General features: G+C 60.2%; 18 protein-coding genes and 1 tRNA gene. All 19 read left to right on the top strand.

Annotated elements, in window-relative coordinates; all coding sequences use genetic code 11:
• The first annotated feature begins 75 nt into the window (after window positions 1-75).
• Window positions 76-1,080: an NAD(P)H-quinone oxidoreductase gene (locus RQI28_RS11500; RefSeq protein WP_311222734.1), complete on the top strand. Its 1,005-nt coding sequence runs from the start codon at window positions 76-78 to the stop codon at window positions 1,078-1,080.
• Window positions 1,077-1,823 (top strand): triose-phosphate isomerase, encoded by a 747-nt coding sequence (tpiA, locus tag RQI28_RS11495; RefSeq protein WP_311222733.1) that lies wholly within the window; start codon window positions 1,077-1,079, stop codon window positions 1,821-1,823. The genes RQI28_RS11500 and tpiA overlap by 4 nt, the downstream gene beginning before the upstream one ends.
• 40 nt (window positions 1,824-1,863) lie before the next feature.
• Window positions 1,864-2,247 carry a preprotein translocase subunit SecG gene (gene secG, locus RQI28_RS11490; protein ID WP_311222732.1) on the top strand — a complete coding sequence of 128 codons (384 nt, stop codon included), beginning with the start codon at window positions 1,864-1,866 and terminating at the stop codon, window positions 2,245-2,247.
• Between the two features lie 113 nt (window positions 2,248-2,360).
• Window positions 2,361-2,445, top strand: a tRNA-Leu gene (locus RQI28_RS11485).
• A gap of 76 nt (window positions 2,446-2,521) precedes the next feature.
• On the top strand, window positions 2,522-2,881 hold the full coding sequence (locus tag RQI28_RS11480) for an NADH-quinone oxidoreductase subunit A (RefSeq protein WP_311222731.1): 360 nt from the start codon (window positions 2,522-2,524) through the stop codon (window positions 2,879-2,881).
• Between the two features lie 24 nt (window positions 2,882-2,905).
• Window positions 2,906-3,385, top strand: coding sequence for an NADH-quinone oxidoreductase subunit B family protein (locus RQI28_RS11475; protein WP_007849129.1), 480 nt, complete (start codon window positions 2,906-2,908; stop codon window positions 3,383-3,385).
• A gap of 10 nt (window positions 3,386-3,395) precedes the next feature.
• Complete coding sequence (locus RQI28_RS11470) at window positions 3,396-4,004, top strand: NADH-quinone oxidoreductase subunit C (RefSeq protein ID WP_311222730.1); 609 nt, start codon at window positions 3,396-3,398, stop codon at window positions 4,002-4,004.
• Between the two features lie 26 nt (window positions 4,005-4,030).
• Window positions 4,031-5,284, top strand: coding sequence for an NADH-quinone oxidoreductase subunit D (locus RQI28_RS11465; RefSeq protein WP_311222729.1), 1,254 nt, complete (start codon window positions 4,031-4,033; stop codon window positions 5,282-5,284).
• Window positions 5,281-5,796 (top strand): NADH-quinone oxidoreductase subunit NuoE, encoded by a 516-nt coding sequence (gene nuoE, locus RQI28_RS11460; protein WP_311222728.1) that lies wholly within the window; start codon window positions 5,281-5,283, stop codon window positions 5,794-5,796. The genes RQI28_RS11465 and nuoE overlap by 4 nt, the downstream gene beginning before the upstream one ends.
• Window positions 5,793-7,148 (top strand): NADH-quinone oxidoreductase subunit NuoF, encoded by a 1,356-nt coding sequence (gene nuoF / locus RQI28_RS11455; protein ID WP_311222727.1) that lies wholly within the window; start codon window positions 5,793-5,795, stop codon window positions 7,146-7,148. The genes nuoE and nuoF overlap by 4 nt, the downstream gene beginning before the upstream one ends.
• 14 nt (window positions 7,149-7,162) lie before the next feature.
• Complete coding sequence (nuoG, locus tag RQI28_RS11450; protein ID WP_311222726.1) at window positions 7,163-9,304, top strand: NADH-quinone oxidoreductase subunit NuoG; 2,142 nt, start codon at window positions 7,163-7,165, stop codon at window positions 9,302-9,304.
• Window positions 9,301-10,377, top strand: a complete 1,077-nt coding sequence (gene nuoH / locus RQI28_RS11445) for an NADH-quinone oxidoreductase subunit NuoH (RefSeq protein ID WP_311222725.1) — start codon at window positions 9,301-9,303, stop codon at window positions 10,375-10,377. The genes nuoG and nuoH overlap by 4 nt, the downstream gene beginning before the upstream one ends.
• Window positions 10,378-10,389: 12 nt before the next feature.
• Entirely contained in the window at window positions 10,390-10,902 is a 513-nt protein-coding gene (gene nuoI / locus RQI28_RS11440; protein WP_311222724.1) for an NADH-quinone oxidoreductase subunit NuoI, read from the top strand.
• A gap of 41 nt (window positions 10,903-10,943) precedes the next feature.
• A complete protein-coding gene (locus RQI28_RS11435) occupies window positions 10,944-11,612 on the top strand; it encodes an NADH-quinone oxidoreductase subunit J (RefSeq protein WP_311222723.1) in 669 nt (222 codons plus the stop codon).
• Window positions 11,609-11,917: an NADH-quinone oxidoreductase subunit NuoK gene (gene nuoK / locus RQI28_RS11430; RefSeq protein ID WP_311222722.1), complete on the top strand. Its 309-nt coding sequence runs from the start codon at window positions 11,609-11,611 to the stop codon at window positions 11,915-11,917. The genes RQI28_RS11435 and nuoK overlap by 4 nt, the downstream gene beginning before the upstream one ends.
• Window positions 11,918-11,947: 30 nt before the next feature.
• Window positions 11,948-14,002 carry an NADH-quinone oxidoreductase subunit L gene (gene nuoL, locus RQI28_RS11425; RefSeq protein ID WP_311222721.1) on the top strand — a complete coding sequence of 685 codons (2,055 nt, stop codon included), beginning with the start codon at window positions 11,948-11,950 and terminating at the stop codon, window positions 14,000-14,002.
• Between the two features lie 12 nt (window positions 14,003-14,014).
• Window positions 14,015-15,490 (top strand): NADH-quinone oxidoreductase subunit M, encoded by a 1,476-nt coding sequence (locus RQI28_RS11420; RefSeq protein ID WP_311222720.1) that lies wholly within the window; start codon window positions 14,015-14,017, stop codon window positions 15,488-15,490.
• 28 nt (window positions 15,491-15,518) lie between these two features.
• Window positions 15,519-17,012: an NADH-quinone oxidoreductase subunit NuoN gene (gene nuoN / locus RQI28_RS11415; protein WP_311222719.1), complete on the top strand. Its 1,494-nt coding sequence runs from the start codon at window positions 15,519-15,521 to the stop codon at window positions 17,010-17,012.
• 49 nt (window positions 17,013-17,061) lie between these two features.
• Window positions 17,062-17,367 carry a DUF2818 family protein gene (locus RQI28_RS11410; RefSeq protein ID WP_311222718.1) on the top strand — a complete coding sequence of 102 codons (306 nt, stop codon included), beginning with the start codon at window positions 17,062-17,064 and terminating at the stop codon, window positions 17,365-17,367.

The raw sequence follows: 17,367 nt of genomic DNA, 5'->3' as shown, positions 1-17,367 counted from the left end.
TATTGAAGTAGTAGCGTCTAGCGCTTGTAGTACGGGCGCTAGAGCCATTTTTCAATGGAATCCAAGGTCATCACGATGAACCAAGTCATGCGTGCCGTGGAAATCGCGGCCTTCGGGCCTCCCGAGGGTTTGCAGCTGGGTGAGCGGCCCGTGCCCACGCCGGGCGCAGATGAACTGCTCATCCGCGTGGCGGCCAGCGGCATCAACCGCCCGGACGTTCTGCAACGCAAAGGCCACTACGCTCCACCGCCTGGCAGCTCCGACCTTCCCGGTCTGGAAGTTGCAGGCGTGATCGAAGCCGGCAACGCCGAGGTGCTGGCCCAGGCGGGCTTTCGCATCGGCGACCGTGTCTGCGCCTTGGTGGCGGGTGGCGGTTATGCGCAGTGGTGCGTCGCACCGGTCGTGCAATGCCTGCCGGCGCCTGCCAACCTGAGCGACATCGAAGCGGCTTCGCTACCTGAGACGTTCTTCACGGTGTGGAGCAATGTGTTTGATCGCGGCCGCCTGCAGTCGGGTGAAGTGCTGCTGATTCAGGGTGGTAGCAGCGGCATCGGCGTGACGGCGATCCAGCTGGCACGCGCACGTGGCGCTACCGTGGTGGTGACAGCGGGCAGCGACGAGAAATGCGCCGCCTGCCTGTCGCTGGGTGCGCACCATGCCATCAACTACAAGACGCACGATTTCGTGGCCGAAGTGCAACGCATCACGCAAGGGCGGGGCGTCGACGTGATTCTGGACATGGTGGCTGGCGAGTACGTCGCGCGCGAGGTGGACTGTCTTGCCGAGGACGGGCGCTTGGTCATCATTGCGGTGCAGGGTGGTGTGAAGGCAGAGTTCAATGCCGGCCTGGTGCTGCGCAAGCGGCTCACCTTGACCGGCTCGACCCTGCGCCCCCGTTCGGTGGAGTTCAAGGGTGCGATTGCCCGTGCGCTGCGCAAGGAAGTCTGGCCGTTGCTGGAATCCGGCGCCGTGCGTCCGGTGATCCATAGCACCTTGGACGCTGCCGATGCTGCGCAGGCCCATGCCTTGATGGAATCGAATCAACACATCGGCAAGATTGTTTTGACGTGGAACGCATGAAAAAGAAACTGATTGCCGGTAATTGGAAGATGAATGGCGGGCTTGCTGCGAACGAGGCATTGCTAACGGCGCTGCTGGGTGGCCTGAAGGCGCAGACCGCGTGCGACGTGGCAGTGGCGGTTCCGGCCGCTTATCTGGCACAGGTGCAAGGTCTGCTGGCGGGTTCTGCCATTTCGTTGGCGGCGCAGGATGTGTCGCAGCACGAATCGGGTGCCTTCACTGGCGAAATCTCGGCACCGATGCTGCACGACTTCGGCGTGCGGTACGTGCTGGTCGGCCATTCGGAGCGGCGCCAGTACCACGGCGAGACCGATGCGGCGGTAGCGGAGAAGGCGCAGCGTGCTTTGGCGGCGGGCATCACGCCCATCGTCTGTGTGGGCGAAACGCTGGCTGAGCGCGAGGCGGGGCAGACCGAGGCGGTCGTCAGGCGCCAGCTGGCTGCGGTGATCCACGTGAATGGCCACTGCATCAGCGAGATCGTCGTGGCCTACGAGCCGGTCTGGGCCATCGGCACCGGCCGCACCGCCACCCCTGCGCAGGCGCAAGAGGTACATGCCGTGCTACGGGCGCAACTGGCTGCGGCGACGGAGAAAGCTGATCGCATTCCACTGCTGTATGGCGGCAGCATGAACGCGGCGAACGCGTCGCAGCTGCTGGCTGAAACCGACATCGACGGTGGACTGGTGGGCGGCGCATCGCTCAAGGCCAACGATTTTCTACAAATCATTGCTGCAGCGCTTTAAATACAAGCGCTTGTAGCTATCAAATCAGGAGTATTCAAGAATGAACGTAATGGTCAACGTAATCCTCGCCATCCAGATGCTGACCGCACTGGGCATGATCGGCCTGATCCTGATCCAGCACGGCAAGGGTGCCGACATGGGTGCAGCCTTTGGCAGCGGGGGCTCGGGCAGTCTGTTTGGTGCCAGCGGCAGCGCAAACTTCCTGTCTCGCACAACTTCTGTGCTCGCGGCCGTCTTTTTTGTCGCTACGCTGGCTTTGGCGTACTTCAGCAATGCCCGTCCAACCACCACCGGCAGCGTGCTGGAAGGCGGTCCTGCGGCAACGGTACCGGTGGGTGCAAACCCGGCGGCTTCCGCTCCAGCCGCTGTGCCGACTGCACCAATAGTGCCGGCATCCGGCGCAGGTCAGATCCCGACCAAATAATGTGATCCTGTTACCCCATGTTAGTGGGGTAGCCGTAATTCCGGAGTAGAATTGCGGATTGCCTGGAAAGCCAAAACCGCAAGGTTCCTCATGCCATCCGGGTACATAAATCAGCCGTCGTGGTGAAATTGGTAGACACGCTATCTTGAGGGGGTAGTGGCGAAAGCTGTGCGAGTTCGAGTCTCGCCGACGGCACCAATACAAAAAAGGCCCCTTCACATGCTCTGCAACGGAGCGTGGGTAGGTCGGCCTTAGCGGTGAGCAAATCCTCCAGATGAACCTCGATCAGTACCTCCCCGTTCTTCTGTTCATTTTGGTCGGCATCGGCGTCGGCGTGGTCCCGTTGGTGTTGGGCTACGTGCTTGGCCCCAATCGTCCCGACGCTGCAAAGAATTCTCCCTACGAGTGCGGCTTCGAAGCTTTCGAAGATGCACGCATGAAGTTCGACGTGCGGTACTACCTCGTCGCCATTCTTTTCATTCTTTTTGATCTGGAAATCGCATTCCTCTTCCCGTGGGCGGTAGCGCTGCACGATGTGGGTTTGACGGGATTCATTGCCGTGGTGATCTTTCTGGCCATCCTTGTCGTGGGTTTTGCCTACGAGTGGAAAAAGGGTGCGCTGGATTGGGAATGAACGGGCAGAAAAGAGGATGACACGATGATTGAAGGCGTGATGAAAGAAGGCTTCATCACCACGAGTTACGACTCCGTGGTGAACTGGGCCAAGACCGGTTCGCTGTGGCCCATGACCTTTGGTCTGGCGTGCTGCGCGGTCGAGATGATGCATGCTGCGGCTGCGCGTTATGACATCGGCCGCTTCGGCGCAGAGGTGTTTCGGGCCAGTCCGCGTCAGTCCGATCTGATGATCGTGGCCGGCACGCTCTGCAACAAGATGGCTCCCGCTTTACGCAAGGTCTACGACCAGATGTCCGAGCCGCGCTGGGTGCTGTCGATGGGGTCGTGCGCCAATGGCGGCGGCTACTACCACTACAGCTATTCGGTGGTGCGGGGCTGTGACCGCATCGTGCCGGTCGACGTCTACGTGCCGGGCTGTCCGCCCACCGCTGAAGCGCTGATCTACGGAATCATCCAGCTGCAGCAGAAAATCCGCCGCACCAACACCATCGCGCGCGTCTGAAGGGTTGATGATGACTGCTATTGCCATTCGCCCCGACGTGCTGCGGGATGTGATTGCTTCTGCGCTGGGTGACAAGCTGCGTTCGATCACGCTGGAACTGGAGGAGGTGACTGTCGCGGTGTCGTCGGCCGACTACCTGGCTTCCATGCAAATCCTGCGCGACGCGCCAGGTTGCCAGTTCGAGCAGCTGGTCGACCTGTGCGGCGTGGACTACTCGGCTTACCGCGAAGTCGGTGTCGAAGGTGCGCGCTACTGCGTTGTGTCGCATCTGCTGTCGGTCAGTCTGAACCAGCGGGTGCGCGTCAAGGTGTTCTGTCCTGACGACGATCTGCCTGTGGTGGCTTCCGTGGCCGATCTGTGGAACTCCGCCAACTGGTATGAGCGCGAAGCGTTCGACCTGTTCGGCATCGTGTTCGATGGTCACAACGACCTGCGCCGCATCCTGACCGACTACGGATTCATCGGACACCCCTTCCGCAAGGACTTTCCTCTCTCGGGCCACGTCGAGATGCGCTACGACGCAGAACAGCGCCGCGTGGTGTACGAGCCGGTGACCATCGAGCCGCGTGAGGTAACGCCGCGCATCATTCGCGAAGAAAATTACGGAGGCCTGCATTGAGTCGCTTCGGCGTCCGGTGATCCAACATGGCTGAAATCAAGAACTATTCCCTCAATTTTGGGCCGCAGCATCCGGCCGCGCACGGCGTGCTGCGCTTGGTGCTTGAGCTGGACGGCGAAGTCGTGCAGCGTGCCGACCCGCACATTGGTTTGCTGCATCGCGCCACCGAAAAGCTGGCCGAGCACAAGACCTTTATCCAGTCGCTTCCTTACATGGATCGGCTGGACTACGTGTCGATGATGTGCAATGAGCACGCCTATTGCCTCGCCATCGAGAAGCTGATGGGCCTGGACGTGCCCCTGCGCGCGCAGTACATCCGCGTGATGTTTTCGGAAATCACGCGTCTGCTTAACCATCTGATGTGGCTGGGCTCGCACGGTAACGATTGCGGCAGCTCCACGATCTTGATCTACACGTTCCGCGAACGGGAAGACCTGTTCGACATCTACGAAGCAGTGTCGGGGGCCCGCATGCACGCGGCTTATTTCCGGCCGGGTGGCGTTTACCGCGACCTGCCGGATTCGATGCCGCAATACAAGGTCAACAAGATCCGCAATGCGAAGGCCATCGACGCCCTGAACCAGAACCGCCAGGGTTCGATGCTCGACTTCATCGACGATTTCACGCAGCGCTTTCCCAAGTGCGTGGATGAGTACGAAACCCTGTTGACCGATAACCGCATCTGGAAGCAGCGCACGGTGGGTATCGGTGTGGTGACGCCTGAGCGTGCCTTGAATCTGGGCATGACGGGGCCCATGCTCCGAGGCTCAGGCGTTGCGTGGGACCTGCGCAAGAAGCAGCCTTATGACGCCTACGACCGCATGGACTTCGACGTTCCGGTCGGTAAGACCGGCGATTGCTACGACCGCTATCTGGTGCGCATGCGCGAAATGCGCGAATCCAATCGCATCATCAAGCAGTGCGTGGATTGGCTGCGCGTCAACCCGGGTCCGGTGATCACCGACAACCACAAGGTGGCGCCTCCTTCGCGGGAATCCATGAAGTCAAACATGGAAGAGCTCATCCACCATTTCAAGCTCTTCACCGAAGGCTTCCGCGTGCCCGAGGGCGAGGCCTATGCTGCTGTGGAGCATCCGAAGGGTGAGTTCGGCATCTATCTCGTGAGTGATGGTGCAAACAAGCCATATCGTCTGAAGATCCGCGCCCCGGGATTTGCCCATCTGGCAACGCTCGATGAGATGGCGCGTGGTCACATGATTGCCGATGCGGTCGCCATCATCGGCACCATGGATATCGTGTTCGGGGAGATTGATCGATGATTACCGAATCGACCAAGGCGCGCTTTGCGCGCGAAGTGGCGAAGTATCCGCCCGAGCAGAAGCAGTCTGCTGTGATGGCGTGTTTGTCCATCGTCCAGCAGGAGCAAGGCTGGGTCAGCGTTGACAGCGAAGCCGTCATCGCCGAATACCTGGGCATGCCACAGATCGCCGTGCATGAAGTCACGACCTTCTACAACATGTACAACCAGCAGCCAACGGGCAAATACAAGCTCAATGTCTGTACCAATCTTCCTTGCCAGCTGCGTGACGGCCAGAAAGCCTTGCACCACCTTGAAAAGAAACTCGGCGTCATCATGGGCGAAACCACGGCGGATGGCCTGTTCACGCTGCAGCAGTGCGAGTGCCTGGGTGCTTGCGCCGACGCACCGGTGATGCTCGTCAATGACCGCACCATGTGCAGCTTCATGGACAACGATAAGCTCGACCAATTGGTCGATGGTCTTCGCCAGGCTGAAGGCGCCACGGCTGTGCGCGCGGAAGGGCAAGCATGACGACCCCGGCACAAATCCTGTCGCAGTTCGGCGCTACCGGCGTGCAAACCTGTTTTCATGGCCGGCATATCGAGCCTCAGATCTGCGACGGTCTGGACGGTACGAACTGGCGTCTCAAGGACTATGAAGCGCGTGGCGGCTACGAAGCGCTGCGCAAGATCCTGGCTCAAGGCGAAGGCGCAGGCCTTACGCAGGATCAGGTCATCGCGACGGTGAAGGAATCTGGTCTGCGTGGCCGCGGCGGTGCAGGCTTTCCTACCGGTCTGAAGTGGAGCTTCATGCCCCGCTCGTTTCCTGGGCAAAAGTATTTAGTCTGCAATTCGGACGAGGGAGAGCCGGGAACCTGCAAGGACCGGGACATCCTGCAGTTCAATCCGCACATCGTCATTGAAGGCATGATTATCGCGGCCTATGCGATGGGCATTTCCGTGGGCTACAACTATATCCACGGCGAGATCTTCCAGACCTACGATCGGTTTGAAGAAGCGCTGGAAGAAGCCCGTGCCGCCGGTTATCTGGGCGACAGCATTCTGGACAGCAAATTCAGCTTCCAGCTTCACGCCGCTCACGGTTTCGGTGCCTACATTTGCGGCGAAGAAACCGCATTGCTGGAATCGCTCGAAGGCAAGAAGGGCCAGCCGCGCTTCAAGCCACCATTTCCCGCGAGCTTCGGTCTCTATGGCAAGCCGACCACGATTAACAACACCGAGACCTTCGCGGCTGTCCCATGGATCATCCGCAACGGCGGAGCGGCTTACCTGGCCTGCGGCAAGCCCAACAATGGTGGCACCAAGATCTTCTCGGTGTCCGGCGACGTGGAAAAGCCCGGAAACTACGAAGTGCCGATGGGAACGCCGTTTGCCAAGCTGCTGGAGCTTGCCGGTGGCGTGCGCAAAGGGCGCCAGCTGAAGGCGGTGATCCCTGGTGGATCGTCGTCACCGGTTTTGCCGGCTTCGGTCATCATGGAATGCACGATGGACTACGACTCCATCGCCAAAGCCGGTTCCATGCTGGGCTCGGGCGCCGTGATCGTGATGGACGACTCCCGCAGCATGGTGGAAAGCCTGTTGCGCCTGTCTTATTTCTATTCGCATGAATCCTGCGGCCAGTGCACGCCTTGCCGTGAAGGTACGGGCTGGATGTGGCGCGTGATCGACCGTATTCAGCACAACCAAGGCCGCGCTGGCGATCTGGACCTGCTGAATTCGGTGGCGGACAACATTCAGGGGCGCACGATCTGCGCTCTCGGCGACGCAGCGGCTATGCCGGTGCGCGCCATGATCAAGCACTTCCGTCCTGAATTCGAAGCGCTGATCCGGCAACAGACTCCCCAGGCGCCAGCCTCTGCCTGACCTCGAGAACGCATATGGTTGAAATCGAACTGGACGGGCAGAAAGTAGAAGTCGCCGAAGGCTGCATGGTGATGCATGCAGCCGAGAAGGCGGGCACCTACATTCCCCATTTTTGCTATCACAAGAAGCTTTCCATTGCCGCCAATTGCCGCATGTGCCTGGTTGACGTGGAGAAGGCGCCCAAGCCCATGCCTGCCTGCGCCACGCCGGTGACGCAAGGCATGATCGTGCGCACCAAGAGCGACAAGGCCATCAAGGCCCAGCAGTCGGTAATGGAGTTTCTGCTCATCAATCACCCGCTGGATTGCCCCATCTGCGATCAGGGCGGTGAATGCCAATTGCAGGATCTGGCAGTCGGCTACGGCGGCTCTTCCTCGCGCTACGAAGAAGAGAAGCGCGTGGTGTTCCACAAGGACGTCGGCCCGCTGATCTCGATGGAGGAGATGAGCCGCTGCATCCATTGCACCCGCTGCGTTCGTTTCGGCCAGGAAGTGGCCGGCGTGATGGAGCTCGGAATGATCCATCGGGGCGAACACTCCGAGATCACCACGGTGGTGGGCGACACCATTGACTCCGAGCTGTCGGGCAACATGATCGACATCTGCCCGGTCGGTGCGTTGACCAGCAAGCCCTTCCGCTACAGCGCCCGCACCTGGGAGCTTTCGCGTCGCAAGTCCGTCAGTCCGCATGATTCCACGGGCGCCAACCTCATCGTGCAAGTCAAGAATCACCGCGTCATGCGCGTGGTGCCGCTCGAGAACGAAGACGTCAACGAATGCTGGATCGCCGACCGTGATCGCTTCTCGTATGAGTCGCTCAACAGCGAAGACCGGCTGACGCGCCCCATGCTCAAGCAGGGTGGCCAGTGGCAGGAAGTGGACTGGCAGACTGCGCTGGAGTATGTGGCCAACGGGCTGCAGAGCGTGCGTAATGACCATGGAGCGAGCCGTATCGGCGCTTTGGTAAGCCCGCACAGTACGCTGGAAGAGCTGTATCTGGCCGGTGTACTGGTGCGCGGCCTCGGTAGCGACAACATCGACCACCGCCTGCGTCACGCCGAGTTCGGCGCTGCCGAAGGTGTGCGCTGGCTGGGAACGTCGATTGCTTCGCTGTCGTCATTGCAATCTGTGTTGGTCGTCGGCTCCAACCTGCGCAAGGACCATCCATTGTTCGCGCAGCGCATTCGCCAAGCGGCTCGCCGCGGTTGTGCAGTGACGGCGATCAACGCCGCTGCCTACGACTGGACCATGCCTGTCGCGCAGACCTTGGTGGCGCCGGCTTCGGCCTGGTTGAACACGCTGGCAGAAGTGGCTGCTGCCGTGGCCCAAGAAAAGAACGTGGCTCCTCCGCAGGTGGTAGACCAGGTGAGTGACCTGGCCCAAGGCGTTGCCCGGACGCTGCTGTCTGGCGAGCGTCGCGCCATCTTGCTGGGCAACGCTGCCGCGCATCACGCACAGGCTTCCAGTCTGCTGGCACTGGCGCAATGGATTGGTTCGCACACCGATGCCACCGTCGGTTATCTGACCGAAGCGGCCAACACGGTGGGTGCGCAATTCGTTGGCGCACAGCCGCAAGGCAACGGTTTGAATGCAGGACAGATGCTTTCCGGTGGATTGAAGGCGGCCCTGTTGCTGAACACCGAACCTGAGCACGATTCTGCTTGGGGCGTGGATGCTGCAAGGGCGCTGGCGCAGGCAGAAATGGTCGTGACGCTGAGCCCTTTCAAGGCCAACATGGAATTCAGCGACGTGCTATTGCCGATCGCACCGTTTTCCGAAACGTCTGGCACCTTCGTCAACGCAGAGGGTCGTCTGCAGAGCTTCCATGCGGTGGTCAAGCCCCAAGGCGACGCACGTCCTGCATGGAAGGTGCTTCGCGTACTGGGCAATCTGCTGGGCGTGCAAGGGCTCGACTACGAAACCTCTCAACAGGTATTGGCGCAGGCAACTGGCGTCGCGCCGGGTGCTACCGCGCTCGAATCGCTGCCAGCGCAAAGTTTGAACAACAGTACGAACGCACCCGTGGCTGCTGCATCCAGCGATGTTGCCGAGCCGGTGGTGGCCAGCATCTATCAACTGGATGGGCTGGTGCGCCGTGCGACTTCCCTGCAACTGACGGCCGATGCGCGCCGCGCCGCTGAAGGAGTCGCAGCATGATCGACGCGCTGTACAACGGCGGGCTTCACCTGCTGCCTTACGCCTGGTGGACCGGGGCTGCCTGGCCCGTGTTGTGGATTTTGCTCAAGATCGTGGCCATCGTCGCCCCATTGATGGGAGCCGTCGCCTATCTGACGCTGTGGGAGCGCAAGCTGCTCGGCTTCATGCAGGTGCGTCACGGCCCCAACCGCGTGGGGCCATTCGGCTTGCTGCAACCATTGGCCGACGGTCTGAAGTTGCTGACGAAGGAAATCATTCAGCCCACGGCTGCCAGCAAGGGTCTGTTCGTGTTGGGCCCATTGATGGCGATCATGCCGGCCCTGGCCGCATGGGTGGCCATTCCGTTTGGTCCCGACGTGGTGCTGGCCAACGTGAATGCCGGCCTGCTGCTCATCATGGCCATCACTTCCATCGAGGTGTACGGCGTGATCATCGCTGGCTGGGCATCGAACTCGAAGTACGCATTTCTGGGTGCACTGCGGGCTTCCGCTCAGATGGTGAGCTACGAAATTGCCATGGGATTCTGTTTCCTGGTCGTCATCATGGTGTCGGGCAGCATGAATCTGATCGATGTGGTGGCAGGGCAGGGCGAAGGCATGATGGCAGGCATGGGCCTGACGTTCCTGTCGTGGAACTGGCTGCCGCTGCTGCCCATCTTCATCGTCTACCTGATCTCTGGCGTGGCTGAAACCAACCGCCATCCGTTCGACGTCGTGGAAGGCGAAGCGGAAATCGTTGCAGGCCACATGGTCGAGTACTCGGGCATGGGTTTCGCAGTCTTTTTCCTTGCCGAATACGCCAGCATGTGGCTGGTCTCCATTCTGGGCGTGCTGATGTTCCTGGGTGGGTGGCTGCCACCGATTGAAGCGCTGAGCTTCATCCCGGGCTGGATCTGGCTGGGCATCAAGACGTTTGTGGTGGTTTCCATGTTCATCTGGATCCGCGCCACCTTCCCGCGATTCCGTTATGACCAGATCATGCGTCTGGGCTGGAAGATCTTCATCCCGGTCACTCTCGTGTGGCTGCTTATCGTGGGCGCATGGTTGCATTCGCCTTGGAACATCTGGAACTAAGCGGGGACAACTATGACTGCTGTTGCTTCTGCATCACCTTTTTCGGTCAAGGATTTCTTCAAGAGCTTCATGCTCGTGGAGCTGGTCAAGGGCATGGCACTGACCGGACGCTACGCTTTTCGCCGCAAGGTGACAGTGCAGTTCCCTGAAGAAAAGACGCCCTTGTCGCCGCGCTTTCGCGGGCTGCATGCGCTGCGCCGCTATGAAAACGGCGAAGAGCGCTGCATTGCCTGCAAGCTGTGCGAGGCTGTGTGTCCTGCCCTGGCTATCACCATCGAGTCCGACGTGCGTGCCGATGGTTCCAGACGCACCACACGCTATGACATCGACCTGACCAAGTGCATCTTCTGCGGCTTCTGCGAAGAAAGCTGCCCGGTCGATTCCATCGTGGAAACCCAGATTCTTGAATATCACGGTGAAAAGCGAGGCGATCTGTATTTCACAAAGGAAATGCTGCTGGCCGTGGGCGACCGTTACGAGCCCGAGATTGCCGCAGCGAAGGCCGCGGACGCCAAGTACCGCTGAGCGGCACTGCTCTCGCCTGACCTTTACCAAAGACCTGATTCATGGACGCCAAGACTGGTTTCTTCTATCTGTTCTCGGTCGTGCTGCTGTATGCAGCCTTCCGAGTCATCACAGCGCGCAATCCTGTGCACGCTGTGCTGCACCTGATCCTCGCCTTTTCACAAGCTGCGGCTATCTGGCTGTTGCTCAAGGCCGAGTTTCTCGCCATTGCCCTGGTACTCGTCTACCTGGGTGCGGTGATGGTGCTGTTTCTGTTCGTCGTGATGATGCTGGATATCCATATCGACACGGTACGACGAGGCTTCTGGCGTAACTTCCCGCTCGCCGCCTTCGTTGGCGCATTGATCGCACTGGAGATGGCGGCCGTGTTGATGACCGGTTTCCGGGGTATGGATGAACCCAAGGCTGTCGCGGCCATGGTGGACGCTGCCGGACAGGTGATCCCTTATTCAAACACCAGAGCCCTGGGCAAACTGCTTTACACCGAATACCTGTATCCGGTCGAGATCGCTGCCGTGATTTTGTTGGTGGCCATGATTGCCGCCATCGCGCTCACGCTGCGTCAACGCAAGGACAACAAGGCCATCAGCGCGTCTGAGCAGATCCGAGTGCGCGCCAGTGACCGCGTGTCCATGGTGAAGGTGGCCGCCACGCAGAAGGCGGCAGAGCCGGCGCCCGTGGCGCCTGTTGTCGAGGAGAAGAAGCCATGACGTTGACCCTGGGTCATTTCCTGACGCTCGGAGCCATGCTGTTTGCGCTGGCTGTGATCGGCATCTTCCTGAATCGCCGCAACCTCATCGTGCTGCTGATGGCCATCGAACTGATGCTGTTGGCGGTCAACATGAATTTCGTCGCTTTCTCGCATTACCTGGGCGACATGCACGGACAGGTGTTTGTGTTTTTCATCCTGACCGTGGCCGCCGCTGAGTCCGCCATTGGGCTGGCCATCCTGGTGCTGCTGTTCCGCAACAAGTCCAGCATCAACGCGGAAGACCTGAACACCCTCAAGGGTTGACGGTCGCCGGACATTGCAAGGTTCTCAAGAATGAGTCAAACCCTTTCTGCTTCGACCCTGTTGGCGGTGCCCATGGCCCCGCTGGTGGGCTCCGCGCTGGCCGGTATTCTGGGCACAGCGTTCGGCGGTAACCGCATGGGCCGCCGCCTCTCGCACACCCTCACCATCGTGGGCGTGCTCGTTGCGTTCATTCTCTCGGCGATGACGCTCAAGAGCGTCGCTCTGGACGGTGCGCGGTTCAATGAAACGCTCTACACCTGGATGGTGGTGGGCGGCCTGAAGATGGAAGTCGGCTTCCTGGTGGATAGCCTCACCGCCATGATGATGGTAGTGGTGACCTTCGTGTCGCTGATGGTGCACATCTACACCATGGGCTACATGGAAGAAGATGAGGGCTACAACCGCTTCTTCTCGTACATCTCGCTGTTCACGTTCTCCATGCTCATGCTGGTGATGAGCAACAACCTGCTGCAGCTGTTCTTCGGTTGGGAAGCCGTGGGTCTGGTGTCGTATCTGCTGATCGGCTTCTGGTACAACAAGCCAACGGCCATCTTCGCCAACATGAAGGCCTTCCTGGTGAACCGCGTGGGCGACTTCGGCTTCATTCTGGGCATTGGGCTCATTGCCGCGTACAGCGGCACGCTCAATTACGGCGAGATCTTCGCCAAGTCGGGTGAGCTCGGCGGCCTGTCTTTCCCCGGCACCGACTGGATGCTGATCACGGTCATCTGCATCTGCCTGTTCATCGGCGCCATGGGCAAGTCCGCGCAGTTTCCTCTGCACGTCTGGCTGCCTGATTCGATGGAAGGCCCGACGCCCATTTCCGCGCTGATCCACGCCGCCACCATGGTGACGGCTGGCATCTTCATGGTGTCGCGCATGTCGCCCTTGTTCGAGCTGTCCGATACGGCCTTGAACTTCATCCTGATCATCGGTGCCATCACGGCGCTGTTCATGGGGTTCCTCGGCATCATCCAGAACGACATCAAGCGCGTGGTAGCGTATTCCACGCTGTCCCAGCTAGGCTACATGACCGTGGCGCTTGGCGCGTCGGCCTACTCAGTGGCCGTGTTCCACCTGATGACGCACGCATTCTTCAAGGCGCTGCTGTTCCTTGGTGCCGGCTCTGTGATCATGGGTATGCACCACAACCAGGACATCCGCTGGATGGGCGCGGTGCGCAAGTACATGCCCATCACCTGGATCACCTCGCTGCTGGGCTCGCTCGCGCTGATCGGCACGCCGCTGTTCTCGGGTTTCTACTCCAAGGACAGCATCATCGAAGCCGTGCACGCCAGCACCTTGCCAGCGGCCGGTTTTGCGCACTTCGCCGTGCTGGCGGGTGTATTCGTCACGGCGTTCTACTCGTTCCGCATGTACTTCCTTGTCTTTCATGGCAAGGAACGCTACGACCAGAATCCGGATGCGCACCACGATGACCACCATGCGCATGACGATCACCACGGTCACGGTCACCACGATGCCAAGCCGCACGAGTCGCCCTGGGTGGTGACGGTGCCCCTGGTGTTGCTGGCCATTCCTTCCGTGGTCATCGGGTTCCTGACTATCCAGCCCATGCTGTTTGGCGAATTCTTCAAGGGCGTGATCTTTGTAGATGCGGCCAAGCATCCTGCCATGGCTGAAGTGGCAGAGATCTTCCACGGCCCGGTGGCCATGGCACTGCATGGCCTGCAGACTGCTCCGTTCTGGCTGGCTGTTGCGGGCGTGGCTGCGTCGTACTACATGTATATGGTCAACCCTGCGCTGCCGACTGCGATCAAGCGCATCTTCATGCCTATCTACGTACTTTTCGAAAACAAGTACTACCTGGACTGGTTCAACGAGAACGTCATCGCCCGTGGCGCGCGTGCGCTGGGCACGGGGCTGTGGAAGGGCGGCGACCAGGCCGTTATCGATGGCTTGCTGGTCAATGGATCGTGGAAAGCCGTGGGTCGTATTGCTTCGGTGGTTCGCTGGTTCCAGTCAGGTTTCATCTTCCATTACGCGCTTGTGATGATCCTGGGCGTCTTCGCGCTCATGACCTGGTTCGTCTGGGGCGATGCGTTCCTGCAGCTCATCAAATAAGGAAAACAACAAATGGGTTGGTTGAGTCTTGCGATCTGGACACCGATTGCCTTCGGTATCCTCCTGCTGGCCTTCGGGCGTGACGAACAGGCGCGCGCTGTGCGCTGGCTGGCCCTCATTGGCTCGCTGATCGGCCTCGCGGTCACCGTGCCGCTGTATGGCGGCTTCGACAACGCCAGTGCTGCTGCACAGTTCGTCGAAAAGGCCATGTGGATCGAGCGCTTCAATGTGCAGTACCACTTGGGCGTGGACGGCATTTCATTCTGGTTCGTGCCGCTGACGGCGTTCATCACCGTGATCGTCATCATCGCGTCGTGGGAGTCCATCACCGAGCGCGTGAACCAGTACATGGGCGCGTTCCTGATTCTGTCGGGCCTGATGATCGGTGTGTTCAGCGCGCTGGACGGCATGCTGTTCTACGTGTTCTTCGAGGCCACGCTCATTCCGATGTATCTGATCATCGGTATCTGGGGTGGCCCGAACAAGATCTATGCAGCGTTCAAGTTCTTCCTCTACACGCTGCTCGGCTCGCTGTTGATGCTGATCGCGCTGATCTACCTGTACAACCAATCGGGTGGCAGTTTCGACATCGCCGCGTGGCACCAGCTGCCGTTGACGCGCACGGCGCAAACCTTCCTGTTCTTTGCCTTCTTCGCAGCGTTTGCCGTCAAGGTTCCGATGTGGCCAGTGCACACCTGGCTGCCCGACGTTCACGTTGAAGCGCCCACTGGTGGTTCCGCCGTGCTGGCCGCCATCATGCTGAAGCTGGGTGCCTATGGCTTCCTGCGTTTTTCCATGCCGATCGCTCCCGACGCTGCGCGCGAGTGGGCCTGGCTCATGATCGCGCTGTCGCTGATTGCCGTGATCTACGTCGGCTTGGTGGCCATGGTGCAAAAGGACATGAAGAAGCTGGTGGCCTATTCGTCGGTCGCGCACATGGGTTTCGTCACGCTGGGTTTCTTCATCTTCAACGACCTCGGCGTGTCCGGCGGCATCGTGCAGATGATTGCCCACGGTTTTGTGTCGGGCGCGATGTTCCTGTCCATCGGCGTGCTGTACGACCGGGTGCACTCGCGTGAGATCGCGGCCTACGGTGGCGTGGTCAACACCATGCCCAAGTTCGCTGCCTTTGCGCTGTTGTTCGCCATGGCCAACTGCGGCCTGCCGGGCACCGCCGGTTTCGTGGGCGAGTGGATGGTGATCCTGGGCGCGGTCAAGTTCAACTTCTGGGTGGGTTTGGCATCGGCCACGGCACTGATCTTCGGGGCGGCCTACACGCTGTGGATGTACAAGCGCGTGTATCTGGGCCCGGTCGCCAACGATCACGTGCGTGACCTCAAGGACATTGACGCCCGCGAATTCCTGGTGATGGCGGTGCTGGCAATTGCGGTGCTCTACATGGGGATCTATCCCCGACCCTTCACCGACGTAATGGACGTTTCCGTGGCGCAGCTGCTCAAGCACGTGGCCCTGTCCAAGCTCAACTGAACCACCAGACTGAACCGAGAGAGACGAGATGATTGACAACATCAGCTGGCTGGCGATCTACCCTGAGATCGTGCTTCTGGTCATGGCCTGCGTGATCGCGCTGGTCGACCTGAGCGTCTCCAGTGCGCGCCGCACGGGTACTTATGTGCTCACCTTGCTTACCCTGGCGGTAGTTGCTGCGCTGCAAGCGCTGTATGCCACAGGTGGCAATACGTTCTACGGCTTCGGCAACATGGTGGTCAGCGACGCCATGGGCAACTGGCTGAAGTGCTTCGCCACCATCGCCATGATGATCACCCTGGTGTACGGGCGCCCCTATGCCGCCGACCGCGACATGCTGCGCGGCGGCGAACTGTTCACGCTGTCGATGTTCATGCTGCTGGGCATCTTCGTCATGATCTCGGGCAACAACTTCCTGGTGATCTACCTGGGGCTCGAGTTGCTCACGCTGTCCAGCTATGCGCTGGTGGCGCTGCGCCGTGATCACACCACCGCGACCGAAGCCGCGATGAAGTACTTCGTGCTGGGCGCGATGGCCAGCGGTTTCCTGCTCTACGGTATGTCGATGCTCTACGGCGCGACCGGTTCGCTCGATATCGGCCAGGTGTTCAAAGCTGTGAACTCGGGGCAGATCCGTCACCAGGTGCTGGTGTTTGGCCTGGTGTTCATCGTCGCGGGCCTGGGGTTCAAGCTCGGAGCCGTTCCGTTCCACATGTGGGTGCCAGACGTTTATCAAGGTGCACCTACTGCCGTGACGCTGATGATCGGCGGCGCGCCTAAGCTGGCTGCCTTCGCCATCACCATCCGCCTGCTGGTGGACGGTTTGCTGCCCCTGGCCATCGACTGGCAGCAGATGCTCGCGGTGCTGGCCATTGGATCGCTGCTGGTCGGTAACCTCGCTGCCATCATGCAGACCAACCTCAAGCGCATGCTGGCTTACTCGACCATTTCGCAGATGGGCTTCGTGTTGCTGGGCTTGTTGTCCGGCGTGATCAACGGCAATGTGGATGCAACGGCCGTCGAGAACGCCTACAGCTCTGCCATGTTCTACGTGGTGACCTATGTGCTGACCACGTTGGCGGCATTTGGCGTGATTTTGCTGCTGGCACGTGAAGGCTTCGAGAGTGAAGAAGTGTCCGATCTGTCGGGTTTGAACCAGCGCAGCCCGCTCTATGCCGGCATCATGGCCGTCTGCCTGTTTTCCTTCGCTGGCCTGCCTCCATTGGTGGGTTTCTACGCCAAGCTCGCCGTGCTTCAGGCGCTGGTGGCTTCCGGCCAGACGCTCTACATCGCGCTGGCGGTGTTCGCCGTGATGATGTCGTTGATCGGCGCCTTCTACTACCTGCGTGTAGTCAAGGTGATGTACTTCGATGCGCCTTTGACGGTGACGCGTGTGTCGGCACCGCTGGATGTACGTGTGGTGTTGACGCTCAATGGTGCGCTCATCGTCGTGCTGGGCCTGCTGCCTGGCGGCCTGATGGCGCTGTGTGCAGACGCCGTCGTGCGCGCCTTGGCGACCTGAGTCCCGAAGCAGGCGCAGCCCATCCTCGCTGCCCGCTAAAGCAGGTCTCATGTCTCAAACAGGTGCTGTCTGGTTGGTGATCGTCGCAGCGTTGGTTGCCGCTAACCTGCCGTTCTTGAGCCAACGGTGGTTAGTCGTAGGACCGCGTTCTTCAGCTGGCAAGCCGCTGGGTGGCAGGCTGGCTGAAATGGCGGTCCTGTACTTCGTGGTGGGGGGGCTGGCTCTGCTGCTGGAGCGGCGGGCAGGCCAGATCGCGCCACAGGGCTGGGAGTTCTACGCCATCACGGCCACGCTTTTCGTGACCCTGGCATTCCCTGGCTTTGTCTATCGCTATCTGCTGCGGCGGCGTGGCTGA

The organism is Acidovorax sp. WCS2018Noco2-16 (assembly GCF_031843945.1).
GTDB lineage: Bacteria > Pseudomonadota > Gammaproteobacteria > Burkholderiales > Burkholderiaceae_C > Paracidovorax.
This window is presented reverse-complemented; position numbering and strand designations above follow the sequence as displayed.

Coding starts and splice junctions, on each gene's coding strand:
- nuoL (WP_311222721.1), top strand. CDS start 11,948: ATGAGTCAAACCCTTTCTGCTTCGACCCTGTTGGCGGTGCCCATGGCC.
- nuoI (WP_311222724.1), top strand. CDS start 10,390: ATGACTGCTGTTGCTTCTGCATCACCTTTTTCGGTCAAGGATTTCTTC.
- nuoH (WP_311222725.1), top strand. CDS start 9,301: ATGATCGACGCGCTGTACAACGGCGGGCTTCACCTGCTGCCTTACGCC.
- secG (WP_311222732.1), top strand. CDS start 1,864: ATGAACGTAATGGTCAACGTAATCCTCGCCATCCAGATGCTGACCGCA.
- RQI28_RS11410 (WP_311222718.1), top strand. CDS start 17,062: ATGTCTCAAACAGGTGCTGTCTGGTTGGTGATCGTCGCAGCGTTGGTT.
- tpiA (WP_311222733.1), top strand. CDS start 1,077: ATGAAAAAGAAACTGATTGCCGGTAATTGGAAGATGAATGGCGGGCTT.
- nuoE (WP_311222728.1), top strand. CDS start 5,281: ATGATTACCGAATCGACCAAGGCGCGCTTTGCGCGCGAAGTGGCGAAG.
- nuoG (WP_311222726.1), top strand. CDS start 7,163: ATGGTTGAAATCGAACTGGACGGGCAGAAAGTAGAAGTCGCCGAAGGC.
- nuoN (WP_311222719.1), top strand. CDS start 15,519: ATGATTGACAACATCAGCTGGCTGGCGATCTACCCTGAGATCGTGCTT.
- RQI28_RS11465 (WP_311222729.1), top strand. CDS start 4,031: ATGGCTGAAATCAAGAACTATTCCCTCAATTTTGGGCCGCAGCATCCG.
- RQI28_RS11420 (WP_311222720.1), top strand. CDS start 14,015: ATGGGTTGGTTGAGTCTTGCGATCTGGACACCGATTGCCTTCGGTATC.
- RQI28_RS11470 (WP_311222730.1), top strand. CDS start 3,396: ATGACTGCTATTGCCATTCGCCCCGACGTGCTGCGGGATGTGATTGCT.
- RQI28_RS11475 (WP_007849129.1), top strand. CDS start 2,906: ATGATTGAAGGCGTGATGAAAGAAGGCTTCATCACCACGAGTTACGAC.
- RQI28_RS11500 (WP_311222734.1), top strand. CDS start 76: ATGAACCAAGTCATGCGTGCCGTGGAAATCGCGGCCTTCGGGCCTCCC.
- nuoK (WP_311222722.1), top strand. CDS start 11,609: ATGACGTTGACCCTGGGTCATTTCCTGACGCTCGGAGCCATGCTGTTT.
- RQI28_RS11435 (WP_311222723.1), top strand. CDS start 10,944: ATGGACGCCAAGACTGGTTTCTTCTATCTGTTCTCGGTCGTGCTGCTG.
- nuoF (WP_311222727.1), top strand. CDS start 5,793: ATGACGACCCCGGCACAAATCCTGTCGCAGTTCGGCGCTACCGGCGTG.
- RQI28_RS11480 (WP_311222731.1), top strand. CDS start 2,522: ATGAACCTCGATCAGTACCTCCCCGTTCTTCTGTTCATTTTGGTCGGC.